Annotated in this window: 14 protein-coding genes; 10 read left to right on the top strand and 4 right to left on the bottom strand. The window is 44.2% G+C overall.

The genetic code is table 11. The features are described 5' to 3' along the window. Positions 1 to 49: 49 nt before the first annotated feature. The 5 genes from K339_RS0111475 (at position 50) to K339_RS0111455 (ending at position 5855) form a co-directional block, all read left to right on the top strand. Positions 50 to 526, top strand: coding sequence for a 3-deoxy-D-glycero-D-galacto-nonulopyranosonate 9-phosphatase (locus K339_RS0111475; RefSeq protein ID WP_037300188.1), 477 nt, complete (start codon positions 50 to 52; stop codon positions 524 to 526). Then, the gene (locus tag K339_RS0111470) at positions 519 to 2186 is read left to right on the top strand and encodes a hypothetical protein (RefSeq protein ID WP_028523697.1); all 1668 of its coding nucleotides are present in this window, start codon (positions 519 to 521) and stop codon (positions 2184 to 2186) included. The genes K339_RS0111475 and K339_RS0111470 overlap by 8 nt, the downstream gene beginning before the upstream one ends. Positions 2187 to 2221: 35 nt before the next feature. After that, positions 2222 to 3208: a hypothetical protein gene (locus K339_RS0111465; RefSeq protein ID WP_028523696.1), complete on the top strand. Its 987-nt coding sequence runs from the start codon at positions 2222 to 2224 to the stop codon at positions 3206 to 3208. Then, the gene (gene murJ, locus K339_RS0111460; protein WP_028523695.1) at positions 3205 to 4749 is read left to right on the top strand and encodes a murein biosynthesis integral membrane protein MurJ; all 1545 of its coding nucleotides are present in this window, start codon (positions 3205 to 3207) and stop codon (positions 4747 to 4749) included. The genes K339_RS0111465 and murJ overlap by 4 nt, the downstream gene beginning before the upstream one ends. 134 nt (positions 4750 to 4883) lie before the next feature. Then, positions 4884 to 5855, top strand: coding sequence for an Rpn family recombination-promoting nuclease/putative transposase (locus K339_RS0111455; protein ID WP_028523694.1), 972 nt, complete (start codon positions 4884 to 4886; stop codon positions 5853 to 5855). Between the two features lie 244 nt (positions 5856 to 6099). Here K339_RS0111455 and K339_RS0111450 read toward each other — a convergent pair whose 3' ends face one another. Then, entirely contained in the window at positions 6100 to 7083 is a 984-nt protein-coding gene (locus tag K339_RS0111450) for an Imm49 family immunity protein (protein ID WP_028523693.1), read from the bottom strand. Between the two features lie 646 nt (positions 7084 to 7729). Between K339_RS0111450 and K339_RS0111445 the strand changes: the two genes are divergently transcribed. The 5 genes from K339_RS0111445 to K339_RS0111425 all read left to right on the top strand — a co-directional run bounded on the left by K339_RS0111445 (position 7730) and on the right by K339_RS0111425 (position 13974). After that, the gene (locus K339_RS0111445; protein WP_028523692.1) at positions 7730 to 8569 is read left to right on the top strand and encodes a class I SAM-dependent methyltransferase; all 840 of its coding nucleotides are present in this window, start codon (positions 7730 to 7732) and stop codon (positions 8567 to 8569) included. A gap of 108 nt (positions 8570 to 8677) precedes the next feature. Further along, complete coding sequence (nuoK, locus tag K339_RS0111440) at positions 8678 to 9022, top strand: NADH-quinone oxidoreductase subunit NuoK (RefSeq protein ID WP_028523691.1); 345 nt, start codon at positions 8678 to 8680, stop codon at positions 9020 to 9022. A 95-nt stretch (positions 9023 to 9117) separates the two neighbouring features. Continuing rightward, positions 9118 to 11028, top strand: a complete 1911-nt coding sequence (gene nuoL / locus K339_RS0111435) for an NADH-quinone oxidoreductase subunit L (protein WP_028523690.1) — start codon at positions 9118 to 9120, stop codon at positions 11026 to 11028. Positions 11029 to 11062: 34 nt separating this feature from the next. Next, positions 11063 to 12517, top strand: coding sequence for a complex I subunit 4 family protein (locus K339_RS0111430; protein WP_028523689.1), 1455 nt, complete (start codon positions 11063 to 11065; stop codon positions 12515 to 12517). Positions 12518 to 12579: 62 nt separating this feature from the next. Next, positions 12580 to 13974: an NADH-quinone oxidoreductase subunit N gene (locus K339_RS0111425; RefSeq protein ID WP_028523688.1), complete on the top strand. Its 1395-nt coding sequence runs from the start codon at positions 12580 to 12582 to the stop codon at positions 13972 to 13974. 16 nt (positions 13975 to 13990) lie between these two features. On the opposite strand, the gene K339_RS0111420 is transcribed toward K339_RS0111425, so the two are convergent. The 3 genes from K339_RS0111420 to K339_RS0111410 all read right to left on the bottom strand — a co-directional run bounded on the left by K339_RS0111420 (position 13991) and on the right by K339_RS0111410 (position 16522). Continuing rightward, the gene (locus tag K339_RS0111420) at positions 13991 to 15010 is read right to left on the bottom strand and encodes a GntR family transcriptional regulator (RefSeq protein ID WP_028523687.1); all 1020 of its coding nucleotides are present in this window, start codon (positions 15008 to 15010) and stop codon (positions 13991 to 13993) included. An 81-nt stretch (positions 15011 to 15091) separates the two neighbouring features. Further along, on the bottom strand, positions 15092 to 15898 hold the full coding sequence (locus K339_RS0111415; RefSeq protein ID WP_028523686.1) for a tRNA threonylcarbamoyladenosine dehydratase: 807 nt from the start codon (positions 15896 to 15898) through the stop codon (positions 15092 to 15094). A 39-nt stretch (positions 15899 to 15937) separates the two neighbouring features. Further along, the gene (locus K339_RS0111410; protein WP_211243796.1) at positions 15938 to 16522 is read right to left on the bottom strand and encodes a TatD family hydrolase; all 585 of its coding nucleotides are present in this window, start codon (positions 16520 to 16522) and stop codon (positions 15938 to 15940) included. Between the last annotated feature and the right edge of the window lie 117 nt (positions 16523 to 16639).

The following is a 16639-nucleotide window of genomic DNA, read 5'->3' as shown; positions in this document are numbered from 1 at the left end:
TCTCCTTCGTCGAAATGACAAAAACTACAATGATAAACTGAACGACCCAATGGCGATAAAACTCTTTTTAACCGATGTGGATGGCGTCATGACCGACGGCAGTATGTATTATACCGAAAGTGGGGACGAGTTGAAGCGGTTTCATACGCACGACGGGATGGCGTTTGAACTGCTCCGTAAAGCAGGCATCAAAACGGGGATTGTAACCTCGGAAGATACCCAAATCGTGGCACGACGAGCGGCTAAAATCAAAGCTGATTATCTTTATCAAGGAAAGCGCGATGGGGGTAAACTGGCCACTGCCCAACAAATTTGCCAAGAACTTAACATCGGTCTTGAAGAAGTAGCCTACGTGGGAGACGACATCAATTGCTTCGAACTTCTGAGCGCAGTTGGCGTTGCGGCTTGTCCTGCCAATGCAGTCAAGGCCATCAAGGAAATTCCGAACATTCTATTACTCGAAAAAAAAGGTGGCGATGGGGCCGTGCGCGAGTTTGTGGGGTTTATTTTGAACAACAATGTCTAAAACAACGGCTGGATTAACAGGATTTCTTATCGGTGCAACTCTCTACGTAGCGTGGTATTTCTATTACGTCGCCCACTACTCCGTGGACATCCCCTACCTCGATGACTACGATGCGATTTTAGACTATCTACTCAAGTTTCGTGAAGCGACAGGCGGGGAAAAACTTCGCTCTATATTTTTACCTCACAATGAGCACATTATCTCGATGACTCGGTTGGTAAGCTGGGTTGATTATGGCCTGACGGGGCAAATCAATATTGCGGCGTTAGTCCTGCTTGGGAATGGGCTGCTGCTCCTTCCTTTGGGCTTACTTTACCGTACCTTTGTGGCGAGCCATCGTTATCCAGCCCACTATTTCCTCTTAGTTGTTTTTATTTTCTTAAACCCTCAATACTCCGTCACGTCCTTGTGGGCGATGGCTTTATGGTCGAATATCTGGGTTTTAGTGCCCGTTGCCTTCAGTACTTGGTTGCTTACCTCGGCTCGTCGCTGGTACTGGGCAATCCCATTGGCAATGGTCGCTACGTTTAGCAACGGAAACGGGCTCATGATTTGGCCCATTGGGTTATTAATTCTCTTGCTCGAACGCCGCCTTTTTTTGCAATGGACAATTTGGGGAGGCTTGGGCGTCATCACCTGCGGCAGCTACTTTTATCTAATGCGCCAACAGCCGTCCGAAGGCCTGTTTTTGTTAAGTAACTTACCGCTTTTACCTTTCAATGTGCTAGCGTTTTTGGGTTCTTATGGCGCGTTATTAGGAGGAAAAGCAGGACAAATCATCGCGGTGATTGTGGGAATGGGCGTTGCCGCAATGACGTTGATTACGGCCAAAAATTACCTCAAAACCCGTCACTGTACCGACCTTATTCTTTTGGCGTTGGTTGCTTTTGTCGCACTGACAGCCTTGGCCGTTGGCTTATTTCGGGCCGAGAAAGGCATGAGCATCATCATTGGAGGACGTTATCGACAATACAGCTCGTTGGCCGTGGCAGTAAGCCTACTAATGGCCTTCCGCCACCTTCCTTTTCACCTGCCTCGCTGGGGACGCGTGTCGATTTGGGGGCTAGTTGGGTTGGTGACTGTGCTGAGTTTTTACCGTGACATCGGCCTCCGAAAAACCACCGAATGGCGCACGATTGTTGACTACCACAATAGACTCCACAATCGGCTCGACGTATTAGGAACCTCTCTCAACCCTCAATTTGGGGCGGATGTCGTTGAAGCCAAACAAAGCGGCCTATTTATCGTCACTCCTCCGTACGATTTGTTGACCCAACTCAACAGCGCGACCCGTACTGATTTGGCAAGTCAGGCCGTAGTCGAACGTTTTGAAGAGAAAAAACTTGACGGAGTTACTTGCGGAAATTATTGGCTTATTGAAGAACCGCAACTCCAATTTCCTAGCCGTGACAACGAGGCCATTTACTTGGTACTTTCCAAAGATAATCAGCACGTTGTATTTCCAACAGCCTCCAAACGCAATAGTCTCGCGGCAATGGTGAAACAACGAAGCTATTTCCGAAAAGGACTCGAAGCCGAAGTCTATGACTGTCTGCAACCATTTGATGCGTACGAAATTAATTGGCTAAAAGTTGGCGAAAAACCCGTGTTATACACAACTCACACCACCTTTTCTCAATTTCGCATACGTTCCCGATAGCCTGTGCGTTCTCTTAAGTACCATCTGTTTAACTTATGACAAAAATTATTGATACTTTTTTATTTAGTGAACCCCACGAAAAAGAAGCCCTTCTTATCAAATTTATTTTGGGTGGGAGTTTTGTTACAGAGTGGGTCATCGTTGAAAATGAATATACCTTTCAGGGAGAATACAAGGGTGTTTTTGCCCAACAAGTACTTGACTCCGACGAGCGTTTTGCCCCCTTTCGCGACCGCCTTCACCTCATTTCGGCCTCGTTGCAGCACCCACCCATTGATTACACACGCAAAGACATCGACACCCAAGGCATGGATTCGGAGCGCCGTCAACGTTCACTTGCGCAGAAGTACATTGTTGACAAATACGGCCACGAACCCGATACGTGGGTACTTCTCTCGGATGCCGACGAAGCGATTGATTTTGATTCTTTTCCTGATAATTTTTCTTTTTTAGAAAATAAACTGTCCTCTGCCAACGACGGTCTTTTACAAATCCCCCGCCGCCGATTTTGGTACGACTACGACAACCTTTGGAATGCCGTTCGGGCTACGCCCATCGTTACGGTTCAGCGGTTGGCCCAAGCCACGGGCGACATGGGCATGGGGCTACTCCGTTCTGATTACATCGGAGCCGTGCTTGAATGGGAGCGTACGCTGGTGTTTGAGTATTCGTATTGCTATGACCTTGAGAGCATCTTGCGAAAATATCGGACATTTCCGCACGGAGGATATTCGGATGCGGAAATCATTCAAACAACGCGCTGTAATCACATCCCAATGTCTGCCTTCAGGAATAAGGTCATCGACCTCCATAAAGACCTTTGGATGGAAAAAGTAGTCTTGACCCCAGCCAATTCTCCTCGGTACGTACGCGAACACCTAACCCAGATTCAAACCCATGTGATTGATCAAAATTATGTATCAAATCGAAAAACTGATTATCCGCATTTGTACAGCATTTCCCACCGTGTAAGTTTTGGGGTGAAACAGCTTGGCAAAAAAATACTACAAACCTTCAAATGAATTTAGATTATCGCAACATAGCTACGTTACTAAGTCTCAACACCATCAATGTCATCCTGAATGTGGTTAATTCCACCCTCATGGTCTATTTTTTTGGCACATCGGCGGAAGTAGAGGCTTTTTTCGCGGCTTCGGTATTGGGCACAACCGTCTCCCGCTTTGTCAATGCAGGGCAGCTTGTCGAAGTAGTCGTAGCACGTTACCATCGCATCAAATCCAAAGTGAGTACCCAAGCAGCGATGTCAATCGTAGCCACCTTGGCCAATTACCTGGTAGGAATCGCTTTTCTGTTGGTTCTCTTATTTATTGCGAGCGGAACCGACCTCGTTAACCTACTCGTGCCAGGCTTCAAACTCACCACCAAAGAGCAAGTATGGCAAATTTTCTGTTTTACGGGTTTTTTGCTCCCAATTCAGATTGCCACCAACATTTTTCAGGGCATGCTCAATGCCGAAAATATCTACGGAAAAACCGAATTTACCAGTACCATTTCGCAATTGGTTCACGTTCTTATTCTTTGCATTTGGGGAAGAGACGGCAATATTTGGAGCTTAGTTGCGGCACTTTTTATCAGTGTTTTGGCGCAGTTTGGTACCGTGACTTATTATTTACGGCACATTCATTACCGCCACACTTGGCTTTTTCGTAACCCTCACTTTCCCCTCCGTGAGCTGTCTAGCACCCTAATGGCGACCTCAACCTACATGGGGGGCGTGCAGGTCTATACGTTTATTTTTAACGCCGCTCTTTCGCTTTTGCCAGCAGGTACGTACGCGTTGTTTCGGTACGCCGAACTTATTTATGGCAAAGTGGCCAACGTCTTTTTAATCCCCGTCAGCACCGTTTTTTTCAACGAAATCAACCGTCTGCTTCACCAAAACAACGGACAGTTGATCAAAGCTTTTGTTGCCAAAAACCTCAATTTTTCTTTTTTTATCGGCTTTTTGGTACTTATCCCTTTTATAGCAGGCGGCCAATACCTCATCTGGACGCTTTGGGGAGGTGTTAAATTCAACGCTTCTGACGTAGCGCGTGTTTATCAGCTTTTGTGCGTGTTTTTTGCCGCCATGATTTGCACTGGGCCCTACATGATTTACCGCAAACTTGCCGTCTCGGTTACCAATCCTGAGTTGCAGTACTATTTTTGGAGCGTGGTTCACGTTCTTTCGGCCTTGTTCAGCTACTTCATCATCCAAACCTTTGGTTTTACGGGCGTACTCATCCACCTCTTTACGCACAGTACCTTTATGGCGCTCGTTCCGCTGCTTACGGTATGGACAAAGAAAAAAGCCTATTTTGGTTTTTACGAACTCCCTGAAGTCCTCAAAATTACCTTCGCTTTCATCGTAAGTGTTGGCGTAGGTTGGTTAGCCAAGGACTACTGGCAAGCTATAAGTCATTACTCCAAGGTAGCAAGTTTTTTTATTGGTGCGGGGCTGGCAGGATTAGCTGTAATCGTTTTTATCAGCAGTTGTTTTTTACTAAAAGTAACTGACTTACAAATCATTAGAGAGAAACTAAGCAAGCGTCTTTCCAAATAATAAGCACTTCTGTCATTTCGACGACAGGAGAAATCCACAATGCTGCTCTGCAATGAGCAGCACAAGCGAGACATCGGTACTTTTTGGTGATAGCGACCGTTGTAAGTCCTCGAATTTCCTGTTACTTTTAATCTATGAAACGAGATGATAGCCTTTGGAAGGCCATTTTAGAAGATGTGTTCGACGATTTTCTGCGGTTTTTCTTTGAAAATGCCGAAGAATTGTTCGATTTCAACAAACCATTTGAGTTTTTAGACAAAGAACTTGAGCAACTTTTCCCTGCCAATCCCGACGATTTCTCACCCAAGTATGTGGACAAACTTGTAAAAGTCTTTACCACACAAGGTGACGAGCATTGGATTTTGGTACATATCGAAGTGCAGGGCAGTAGCGATAATGATTTTGCACATCGCATGTTTCAGTATTTTTACCGCATCTACGATAAGTACCAGAGGCCCATTACCGCTTTTGCCATTTTAACGGATAAAAATAAACGTTTTAAGCCTAATCACTTTGAACAGCAGTATCTGGGAACCCGTATTCGGTATGATTTCAATTTATACAAGATTTTGGAGCAAGACCAAGACACATTAGCCCAAAGTAATAACCCTTTTGCGCTAGTAATCTTGACGGCTTTCGTCGCTTTAAAGAAAGGAAAGATATCGGAGGAGGAACTGTTAAGTCAAAAAATAAATTTACTCAAACGATTGGTAAGCAAAGGCTTTGAGAGAGCCAAGATAGAGGCGTTGATGGGATTTTTGAAGTTATATGTACGTTTTGGAAAAATAGAGAATGATGTTAAATTTGACATAGAAATAGAGCAAACATTAAATAAACCAAATCAGACCATGGGCATCGTAGAATTTGTATTGGAGCGTGAACGCCGCATTGGAGAGAAAAAAGGGTTAGCCAAAGGCGAAAAAAAGGGAATTGAAAAAGGAATTGAGAAAGGAATTGAAAAAGGAATTGAAAAAGAGCGTTATGAGCGTAATTATGCTTTTGTTCAAACTCTTTTGGCTGAAACTGATTTTGACGATGCTAAAATTGCGCTGTTGGTCTCGGTAACGGTCGAGTTTGTGCAAAAAGTACGTCAACAAACCCAATAGCTCTCCCTAAAACGATTTAGGCATAAGCTACTGCATAGACAATCTCCGCAAGCACTGTATCAAAAAAAACACAACTGGTCTACTCTAATGATAGCGTGAGTGTTACACTCATGCTACACGTGTGCTCTTTATTTCATCCTTTTTTCTGTCATTTCGACGACAGGAGAAATCCACAACGCTGCTCTGACCGCTCATCCCCTTTACTTATTACTTTTCTTTTGCCAAGCGGCGCAAAAAGCTCCCACTATGCGGGGCTGTCACCTTTGATCAAAAGTTCAAAATTATCAAACCTACCTTCAATCATCCATTTGGGAATATAATCTGATTCTACCGTTTCTAATTTCATGCCTCTGTCATATGCGTAGGCACAGGCCGCAGCAATTTCTAAGGCTAAGTAGCCGCTTGGGCTAGTGCTGTAATCAAATTCTTGCCCGTTTTCTATATATTTAGGTCTTGTGAAAAACGCCTTCCATTTGACTAATGCCTCATAAACTGCTTTTTCATAACCAACTTGGTCTTGGTGTAAGATATAATGATAAATTTCTAAGAGGGGAAACAAGAAATAGCCCGTTGTTTGTTTTCGAGAATCAAAAACAATTTTCCAAACACTTTCTGAATTGAAACCTTCTGCTTTGATGTATTTTTTGTACTCTTCCCAATCTAAAAAACTATTGATGTGGTAGTGGGTGACAGCGGCAGTATCTTTATCGGCAGTACCTTTGATAAGGGTTTGGTAAAAATACATCATGGTTTCGCCAATGATATCTTCTTGGTTTTGTTGCTCGGTAAGTGTTACAGGTATATTGGCATAGAAATCTAAGAAGGGTTGATTCCGTAAAATACGAGCCGCCGCAATACCCGCAATGACATGACCTGTGCCTATCTCACTATTTTTAAACTCACCAATAGATTCTATTTCTTTATCGGCAATCGTAAACTGCACAGGTTTACCGACATTGAGGCGAATTAGAAAATTAGCGTAGTTTAATTGCGAATAGTAGTAGAGTAGGTTGTAGACAAAATTTTCCTTGGCATAACGATTTGCTGTTCCAATATCTCGAAATAGAATATCAGCAAGTCCTCCTAAATTTGATTTAGAGTTATAAGAATTTAAAATAGAAATAAAATCCTCAATTGCCCATGAAACTCTAAGTATTCCTCTTTCATTTAGAAGATCATTTTTTTCAGGTGTCCAAGCCGAAATTACGTGTAACTTTATTTTTTCCATGGTAATTAAAAAATGGTTGATAGTTTTGCCTCTTTCAAATTGCCAGTAGCGTCATCAAATGGTTGACGTAAAACATATGACTTAACTTTTTGCAGCTCAATGTCAATATTCATTTTTCGCAATAGACGTTCTTGTTCAATAGACAGAGAATTACCATCTTTTGTTAAATCCTCAATAATGCTTCTAATATAAGCTTCTGTGCCTTGCTCATTATAGGTAAGTGTTGGGTTTTGAGGTAATACTACTTTTCTTTGCCTTCCACCAATCTCACTTGTTCCGCCTTTACATTCTACAATTTTCCAATCAGTAATATTGCCATTGGCATCTTTTTTGGCAAAGATACGGTCAAATTTACCTGATTGTCCGCCCGATAGCGCGAGCGTCCCCGCTCGTGCTAACTATTTCCTAGGCTTCAAGCCTTCATGGGAAAGATGGTAGGCTAGAAGCCTGCTAATAACGATACGAGCGGAGACGCTCGCGCCACCGGCGGCTTTGAGGAGGTATTTGCTTGCCTTTTTCTACTAATATTTAGACTCGCTGAGGCTACCTTTTTTAATGCGTTTAACCTTATTACTTGAGGAAATGATAAAGTAAGTTCTACAATTTACTGTAATTTTGGGGTTTAACTATTTTCAAAATCGATTTTATGCTTTCGTCTCCCTCTTCTTTTGAGTTTACTGATTCTTCTCGTACCGTTGTTGATACCCTAAAACCCATTGCTTTTGATTCACCTGATCATTTGGTTCCTTGGGGGACTGCCAATGACAATAGTCGCAACTATCGCTTCAATGAAAAAGTATATCAAGTTTTTGCTTCTTTTCCTCGCCCTTGGAAAATCTTAGACATTGGGTGTGCGGGTGGAGGGTTTGTTCGCGACTGCCTAAACGATGGCTGTTTTGCCATTGGACTAGAGGGAAGTGATTATTCCAAGAAATTTAAACGCGCCGAATGGGCAACCATCCCCGACAATTTGTTTACCTGCGATGTCACCGAAAACTTTGACATTTCTATCCAAACTCAAGCCCAAAAAACGCCCGTTCAGTTTGAATTGGTGACTTCGTGGGAGTTAATGGAACACATCGCCGAAGACAAAATTGAGGTGGTAGCCTCCAATGTCAAGAAACACCTTGCCCCCCATGGCTTATGGATTATGAGTGTCGCTACCGTGGATGATATTGTCAACGGCGTCAACCTGCACCAAACCGTACAGCCAAAAGACTGGTGGATTAAGAAATTTGAAGGACTAGGTCTTTACCATCAACCCGCGTTTGTTGACTTTTTTAATACTCAATTTGTTCGTGGAGGAATCAAATACAGCGGCGCAGCCAGTGGCAGTTTTCATTTGGTATTATCAGCTGCTCCTCAACAAGCCCCCCAAATTCCTCCGCTTGGCATTAGAGACAAACTATTTGACGCTTGGTTGGGCAGTACTTGGCAAAAAACACTGAAGCGGTGGATCATCGGGCCTGCTCGAAAATACTCATAAAACACAGTTTTTAGACTTCTAATTTGGGCAAGTACGATTATTCAGTAAATTTGCCCCCGTTTTTGGGACTTATTTCACCAACAGACATCTTTTCGACCTAACTACTATATGTTTCCACAAGCTACACCGTCGATTCCTGGCGTAATACAGTCTATCCCTCTCCAAAACTACGTGTTGTTGGCTACAACACTGTTCGTGATAGGCATTCTGGGGGTGCTGACCCGTCGCAACGCGCTGATCATTTTTATGAGCGTCGAACTGATGCTCAACGCCGTCAATCTCTTACTTATCGCCTTTTCAACCTATAAATCTGACCCCGTTGGGCAGGTTTTTGTGTTTTTTATCATGGCGGTAGCTGCGGCTGAGGTGGCAGTAGGGTTGGCGATTATTGTGATGATTTATCGCAATACCCGAACCATCGACATTGGTTTCTTGAATAAATTGAAATGGTAATTAAAAGCTGTTATTTGTTATCCGTTAATTGTTAATCGTTGAACAGCCATCGCTTCTAAACAGTTAACAATTGACCACTAACGTTTCAAAAATATATGTCTCCATCCTTACTTATTCTTATACCCTTGTTGCCGTTGATTGGTTTTACCATCAATGGCGTAGGTTTTCGGCACGTTCCCAAGAGCCTAGTGGGGGTCATTGGTTCGGCCGCTACGTTGGGAGCTTTCATTATTTCCATCTTGGCATGGAACAGCTTCGACGGTCAGCCTCAAGTGGTAAAACTTTTTGATTGGATTTCGATTGGACAACTTACGATTCCTTTCTCGTTCCAAATTGACCAGTTATCGCTATTGATGCTGATGGTCGTGACGGGCGTAGGTTCGTTGATTCATATTTATTCGATTGGCTACATGCACCACGATGAAGGTTTTGGTAAGTTTTTTGCCTTCCTCAACCTCTTCTTGTTCTTCATGTTGCTGTTGGTGATGGGTTCTAACTACGTCATCATGTTTATCGGATGGGAAGGCGTAGGGCTTTGTTCTTATTTGCTCATTGGTTTTTGGAACAAAGTGACCAACTACAACAATGCCGCCCGCAAAGCCTTCATTATGAACCGCATCGGGGACTTGGGCTTCTTGTTGGGTATTTTTATGATTATCCAACACTTCGGTTCGGTCGAGTACCTCGAAGTATTCAGTAAAGCAGCAAACGGTGGTTTTGGCATCAACGATACGGTGATTGTAACCATCACTGCCTTGTTGTTTGTGGGAGCCATGGGAAAATCGGCTCAAATTCCTCTTTACACTTGGCTTCCTGACGCGATGGCGGGTCCAACGCCTGTTTCGGCCCTTATCCACGCAGCTACCATGGTAACAGCAGGTATTTATATGGTGATTCGTTCCAACGTGCTCTATTCATTGGCACCAGCTACCCTCGGCTTTGTCGGCGGAATAGGTTTGTTGACCGCCCTTGTAGCTGCATCCATTGGTTTGTACCAAAACGACATCAAAAAAGTATTGGCTTACTCTACCGTGAGTCAGTTAGGATACATGTTCTTGGCATTGGGCGTAGGTGCTTACACCTCGGCGATGTTCCACGTTATGACGCACGCCTTCTTCAAAGCGTTGTTGTTCTTGGGCGCGGGTAGTGTGATTCACGCCATGTCCGACGAGCAAGACATTCGCAACATGGGTGGTTTGCGCAAGCATTTGCCCGTTACTTTCTGGACTTTTACAATTGCGACGTTTGCCATTGCGGGTATCTTCCCTCTTTCAGGGTTTTTCTCAAAAGACGAAATTTTGGCGCACGTATTTGAGCACAATAAAATCATGTGGGCATTGGGAATTGTAGGCGCAATGATGACGGCCTTTTATATGTTCCGTTTGTTATTTGTAACGTTCTTTGGCGACTTCCGTGGAACGCACGAACAAGAACACCACTTGCACGAGTCACCTGCTACAATGACGATTCCATTGATGGTATTGGCAGTGCTTTCTGCTGTGGGTGGTTTGATGAACATTCCGCACGTATTGGGCGGAGGCGAAGCATTGGGTCATTTTATGGCTCCGTTGTTTGAAGGGTCAAAACAAGTGAACCCTGCGCTTTTTGAAGGTCACCTTGAACATTCAACCGAATATATTTTGATGGGTGTATCGGTAGGTGCGGCGGTGTTGGCCATTGGGTTTGCGTATAGCTTGTTTATCAGCAAGGCAGTGGTTCCTGCGGCCGATAAAGACGTGACAGGTTTCCCCAAAGTACTTCAAAACAAATACTACATCGACGAATTGTACGATTCGGTGTTTGTGAAGCCCATCAGCAAACTTTCAGATATTCTTTACAGCTTCGGTGAGTTCTTGATTGATGTCATCGTCAACGGCTCAGGTCGTTTGGTACAGTTTTTAGGCGGCCGTCTTCGTTTGTTGCAAACGGGTGAAACAGGCTTCTACGTGTTTGCGATGGTGATTGGTATCGTCCTTGTATTGGCGTGGAATTTCTTACTGAAGTGAAATTTTTGATACATTCTGAAATCGACATTTTAATATGCTTACTCTTTCACTTATACTCATTCCGTTGATTGCAGGGGTGATTACGTTACTCACCAAAAACAACAGCGCGAAACAGCTGGCCCTGATTGGGGCGGCGATTGAGCTGGTTTTGGCAGTGGTGATTTACGCTCAATTTCAACCTACGGCGGCCCAACAGTTCAGTTTCAGTTACCCTTGGATTCAATCAGCAGGGATTTCGTTTGCAGGAGGTATCGACGGCATCAGCATCTTGCTCGTGATGCTTACGGCCTTCTTGACGCCCCTCATTGTTCTCTCGACCTTCCGTCAGCCCTACAAAAATGCTTCGACGTTTTATGCGCTTATCCTCTTCATGCAAGCTGCTTTGATGGGGGTATTTACCGCAACCGACGCATTCTTGTTTTATTTATTCTTTGAAGCTGCCCTTATTCCAGTGTATTTCTTGGCGGCAGTTTGGGGCGGCGAAGACCGTATCAAAGTCACTTTCAAGTTTTTTGTTTATACCATTTTTGGAAGTTTGTTTATGCTCGTGGCTTTGGTGTATTTGTATTACCAAACGAGTTCAGCCCAAGGGCACACTTCTGAAATTTCGGCTTTTTATAAATTAGCCCTTGACGCCCAAAAGCAAGGCTGGATTTTCTGGGCGTTCTTTATTGCGTTTGCCATCAAAATGCCCGTGTTTCCGTTCCACACTTGGCAGCCCGATACTTATACCGAATCTCCTACACCCGCTACCATGCTTTTGGCAGGTATTATGCTTAAAATGGGGGTTTATGGCGTCATTCGCTTTGTGTTGCCAATCGTTCCTTTAGGTTTACAAACGTGGGGAACAACGGCCATCATTTTGTCGGTCATCGGAATTGTTTACGGTTCTATTATCGCCATTCAGCAGCGCGACATGAAGCGCCTCATTGCGTATTCATCGTTTGCACACGTTGGTTTGATGTCGGCGGGGGTGTTTTCACAAACCCTCAGTGGTGTACAAGGCGCATTGATTCAGATGTTGGCCCACGGAATCAACGTCGTAGGTTTGTTTTTTATCATCGAAATTATTTTTTCTCGTACTAAAACGCGTAACATCGAGCAATTGGGCGGCATTACCCAACGCACTCCTCATTTGACGGTTTACTTCATGATTCTAATGTTGGGAAGTGTTGCACTTCCGTTGACAAACGGTTTCGTAGGTGAGTTTTTATTACTTCGTGGGGTGTATGAGTCAAATATTTGGTTAGGGGCGATTGCGGGTACGACCATCATTTTGGGAGCGGTTTATATGCTTCGTTTGTTCCAAAAATCAATGTTTGGTGCAAAATCCGCATTCACTGAGCATTTTGCCGATTTGTCGTTCAGCGAGCGGGCAGTATTGGTACCATTAGTGATTATGGTTTTCTGGATGGGTCTTTATCCTAATTCATTTTTGAAATTGACCGAGCCCGCAGTAAGTAACCTTTTACAAATGATTCATTATTAATTTGAGAATTATTTTTAAGCGGTTCGCCGCCGTTTCAGTTTCAAATTGAAAAATTAAACAAAATGCTTCCAATCATACTTCTTTCCATACTTGGCCTTCTGGTATTGTTTTTGGGGTTTCAAAAATCAAAAAATATACTATTACCTGCCACACTCTTGGTATTGGTTCTCACCTTGATCGCCAACTTTGCTAACTGGAACGATGCCCCGTCGTTGTATTTCAAAGGAATGCTTTTCGAAAATAAGCTTACGATGGCTTTTTCGGGCATTGTGTTGATTTCGGCTTTGTTGATTTCGGCGCTTACGCGCGGTTTTATCGACGATGAAGCTGCCCAACCCGCCGAATACTACGCCATTATGTTGTTTTCGTTGGTAGGAGCCATCATTATGATTGGATACGAAAACCTACTCATGCTATTTGTGGGCGTCGAAATCCTTTCGGTTTCTATGTACGTCCTGACAGGTAGTGATAAGCGTAACTTACGCTCCAACGAAGCCGCCCTCAAGTACCTCTTAATGGGTTCGTTTGCGACAGGAATTATGCTTTTTGGAATGGCTTTGTTGTACGGTGCTACAGGTTCATTCAGCCTGGCAGCCCTCAAGTCATACGTATTGACAAACCCTAGTCCGTCGGTGATGATGTACGTAGGTTTGTTGATGTTGTTGATTGGAATGCTTTTCAAAGTATCAGCTGCTCCTTTCCATTTCTGGACTCCCGACGTCTATGATGGAGCGCCGACGGTATTTACGGCCTTTATGTCAACGATTGTAAAAACTGCGGGTTTTGCGGCCATTTACCGCTTACTGTCTGGGTCGTTTTCGGGTGCTTATACCTTCTGGTGGTCAACCCTAGCGGGCATTACAGTGCTAACGCTTTTGGCAGGAAACATTACAGCTGTTTACCAAAATAGCTTCAAACGCATGATGGCTTATTCCAGTATTTCACACGCGGGATACTTGCTTCTGAGCCTTACAGCACTTAGTTCACAATCACAAGATGCGATTGTATTTTACTCATTGGCGTATTCATTAGCTACTATCAGCGCTTTTGGCGTGTTGATGATTGTTAGCAAAGAAACGGGCGTACGGTCAAACGAAGTGAGCGAAAGCTTCAACGCCTTCAATGGCTTGGGCAAGAAAAACCCGTTGTTGGCTTTTGTTCTAACTGTTTCGATGCTTTCACTCGCTGGGATTCCGCTTACGGCTGGGTTCTGGGGTAAATTCTTTGTATTCTCAAGCGTCGTAGAGCGCGGCCTGACGTGGATTTTGATTGTGGCCGTTTTGATGTCTGCCGTGGGTATCTATTATTACTTCAGAGCCGTGATTGCCGCTTACATGCGCGAAGGCGAAGGAAATGCCATCAAAGTACCACAATTCTACCGTTTGGTGTTGATTGTAACAACCATCATTACCCTTTTCTTCGGGCTACTTCCCGATTTGTTAAAAGGGTTAGTATAAAGCAATAAGTGGCGTTTTAAAGGGAGCCGCGCCGAATCAGGCCAAAAGGGTTTTTGAGATTCATCACCTTTCCTTTTAGAATCAATTCTGCCGCTGTACGCCCCATTTGGCTGTGGTTTGTCGAAATAACGGTGATTCCATTAGCCAAAACCTCTTTAAGGGGCGTATCATTAAAAGATACTATTCCTACCTCTTCACCCAAGACCAGGCTTTGTAGTCTGGTCTTTTTTACTAATTCGGCCAAATCAGAATCTTCCAACACAATGTAGGCGCGGCCTTTGAGAACTTCATCGTCGGACGCTTTTCCGATAATTCGTCCTTGCTTATGGTAGTGCGCACAAAAGTTGCGGAAACCGCGTACAATCTCAGGTGGGTACTTTACATCCTGCGGAAACACGAGTACAATTTCCTCGTATTTACTCAACAGGTCTATTCCCGACTGCAAAGCCCCGTAAATATCGTCCGTAAAGTCTTGGTAAACGCTGGCGTATTCTCCCGAAAAATCCGAAAACTCGCGGTCGAGTAAAATGAGTTCTTTGGGGTCAATCTTTTTAAGCATCGACAATACCGACACGCGGTCTGCTTCGTCATAAAAGTGCGGCATGATGACGTAGTAGTGGTAATGCCCGATGCTCTCTTTCATAATGTCATCGAACACCCGTACGTTGCCGTGATGTATGTGTAACGTCACTGTCGCGCGGTCGCCCAAGGTACTCACAAAAGCCTCATACACGGCTTTTTTGTAAGCGCTGAGTTTGTTCATCACCAACAACACCCGCATTTGCTTTGGCTTTTCGTTCAAAATATAAAAGCCTTTTCCGCGTACGGAGTCAATCACCCCCAGTGCTTTGAGTTCTTTATAGGCTTTTTCGACGGTGTCGCGCGCTAAATAGTACTCTTCACTAAGTTCGTTGATGGAAGGAAGTTGGTCGTCCTGTTTTAAAACACCACGTTCAATCGAGCTAATCACCGATTTTACAATTTGCTTGTACTTAGGGGTTTTAGCGTCGTGGTCAAGATGTAGGGTAAAGCTCATGCAAAGTAAGGCTTATTGGCCATGTTACTGCCAATTTGGACAGTAAGTAATAGCTTGTTGTGGGCTAGTCATTCATCAAAGTTACTTGTTTTGCGCTTTTTTCGCCTTTTTTTGCTGTTGTTTTTTCTTTATCTCTTTCAAAGGGTTCTTGTGCAATGGCACTTTTTGTCCCAACAATTCTCGAATAACAACAGAGGCACAAACGCTTCCAAAAGTAGCGGGTAAATACGAAATAGTACCGTAGGCGGAGCGCTTAAAGTTATTTCCGTCCGTCAGCATCAACGAATCTTTTTGCACTTTTTCGGTCGAAAACACCGCCGTAATTCCTGACGTAATCCCGTATTTTTTGAGGCGTTTACGAACGTAATGCGCCAAGAAACACTCGTACGTATCAAACAAATCAGCTACTTTCAACTGAGTGGGGTCGTATTTCCCCCCCGCTCCCATCGAGCTTACCAGCGGATAGTTATACTCGCGCGACGTCACCAAAAGGGTCAATTTTGGGGTAATACTGTCGATGCAATCCATCACGTAGTCATAAGAAGCTGCACCAAGAATATCACGCACTTTTTGAGGGGTCAAAAACTCTTTAATCACCGTCAGCTTCAGCTCTGGGTTAATGGCCAACAAACGTTCAGCCATCAATTCGGCCTTTGACTGGCCGTGCGTGGTGGCGAGTGCGGGAAGTTGTCGGTTACGATTGGATGGGTCAACAACGTCGCCATCGACAATCGTCATCGTTCCTACGCCCGAGCGTGCAATAAATTCGGCGGCAAATGAACCCACACCACCTAGCCCCACCACCAACACGTGGGCTTGTTGAAGTTTATCCAATCCTTCGTCGCCCACCATGAGGCGCGTACGCGAAAGCCATCCTAAATCTGCCATTTTAAACACTATCTTAAATAAATAAAAGAGCCTACCAGGCTATTTCTGCGAAAACAGTGCTGCAAAGTTAGTCCAAATTTGGTTTTGTAGGTGTCCTGTAGTACACTGCAAATGCACAGAAGCTTCTTGATAGACCTCCTCAATAGGAACATCGCGGTCGTCGTTTTCGAGAAAGAGCCGTTCGATTGGCATTTCTTGGAGCACTTTTGTGGCGTTAGCGTTCTCCCGAAGTAATGCCGTTCCCAACGATAGATAAAATCCTTTTTGTAGCAATTGTCGCGCTATTTGCGGTTGGTTATTAAATCCATGAATAATCAAAGGCACTTGCGTTCGCCGATGTTTATGCCATTGTAACAATTCATTGAAAGCCCGTACACAATGAATGACAACGGGTTTTTGAACCCGCTCCGCTACTTGGACTTGTGCTTCAAACACCTTGAGCTGCATTTCTAACGAAAGTGGAATCAAACGATCAAGGCCGCATTCTCCTACCATTTTTACTTCAGCTTGGGTAGCCCGTCGTTCTAATGCTACCAACTGGGTTTGCCACGTTTCAACATCAACATACCAAGGATGAATGCCGACCGATACCCAACGGTCTGGGTCAAAGCCGTACGCAGCCATGTCTTGCCCGAGAATGTTTAAAATACTTCGTTCAGCGGGAAGTTCTAACACATTATGTGTGTGAAAATTTAGAAATTGTTCCAATTTTGCCAAATCATTGTCCTTTGTCAAAGATAA

It is taken from the genome of Runella limosa DSM 17973, assembly GCF_000482465.1.
Taxonomy (GTDB): domain Bacteria; phylum Bacteroidota; class Bacteroidia; order Cytophagales; family Spirosomataceae; genus Runella; species Runella limosa.
The sequence above is the reverse complement of the archived record's forward strand: the minus strand, read 5'-3'. Positions and strand labels throughout refer to the sequence as shown.

Excerpts from the sequence above, each read along its gene's own strand:
- K339_RS0111475 (WP_037300188.1), top strand. The coding sequence starts at position 50 with ATGGCGATAAAACTCTTTTTAACCGATGTGGATGGCGTCATGACCGAC.
- K339_RS0111470 (WP_028523697.1), top strand. The coding sequence starts at position 519 with ATGTCTAAAACAACGGCTGGATTAACAGGATTTCTTATCGGTGCAACT.
- K339_RS0111465 (WP_028523696.1), top strand. The coding sequence starts at position 2,222 with ATGACAAAAATTATTGATACTTTTTTATTTAGTGAACCCCACGAAAAA.
- murJ (WP_028523695.1), top strand. The coding sequence starts at position 3,205 with ATGAATTTAGATTATCGCAACATAGCTACGTTACTAAGTCTCAACACC.
- K339_RS0111455 (WP_028523694.1), top strand. The coding sequence starts at position 4,884 with ATGAAACGAGATGATAGCCTTTGGAAGGCCATTTTAGAAGATGTGTTC.
- K339_RS0111450 (WP_028523693.1), bottom strand. The coding sequence starts at position 7,083 with ATGGAAAAAATAAAGTTACACGTAATTTCGGCTTGGACACCTGAAAAA.
- K339_RS0111445 (WP_028523692.1), top strand. The coding sequence starts at position 7,730 with ATGCTTTCGTCTCCCTCTTCTTTTGAGTTTACTGATTCTTCTCGTACC.
- nuoK (WP_028523691.1), top strand. The coding sequence starts at position 8,678 with ATGTTTCCACAAGCTACACCGTCGATTCCTGGCGTAATACAGTCTATC.
- nuoL (WP_028523690.1), top strand. The coding sequence starts at position 9,118 with ATGTCTCCATCCTTACTTATTCTTATACCCTTGTTGCCGTTGATTGGT.
- K339_RS0111430 (WP_028523689.1), top strand. The coding sequence starts at position 11,063 with ATGCTTACTCTTTCACTTATACTCATTCCGTTGATTGCAGGGGTGATT.
- K339_RS0111425 (WP_028523688.1), top strand. The coding sequence starts at position 12,580 with ATGCTTCCAATCATACTTCTTTCCATACTTGGCCTTCTGGTATTGTTT.
- K339_RS0111420 (WP_028523687.1), bottom strand. The coding sequence starts at position 15,010 with ATGAGCTTTACCCTACATCTTGACCACGACGCTAAAACCCCTAAGTAC.
- K339_RS0111415 (WP_028523686.1), bottom strand. The coding sequence starts at position 15,898 with ATGGCAGATTTAGGATGGCTTTCGCGTACGCGCCTCATGGTGGGCGAC.
- K339_RS0111410 (WP_211243796.1), bottom strand. The coding sequence starts at position 16,522 with ATGGCTGCGTACGGCTTTGACCCAGACCGTTGGGTATCGGTCGGCATT.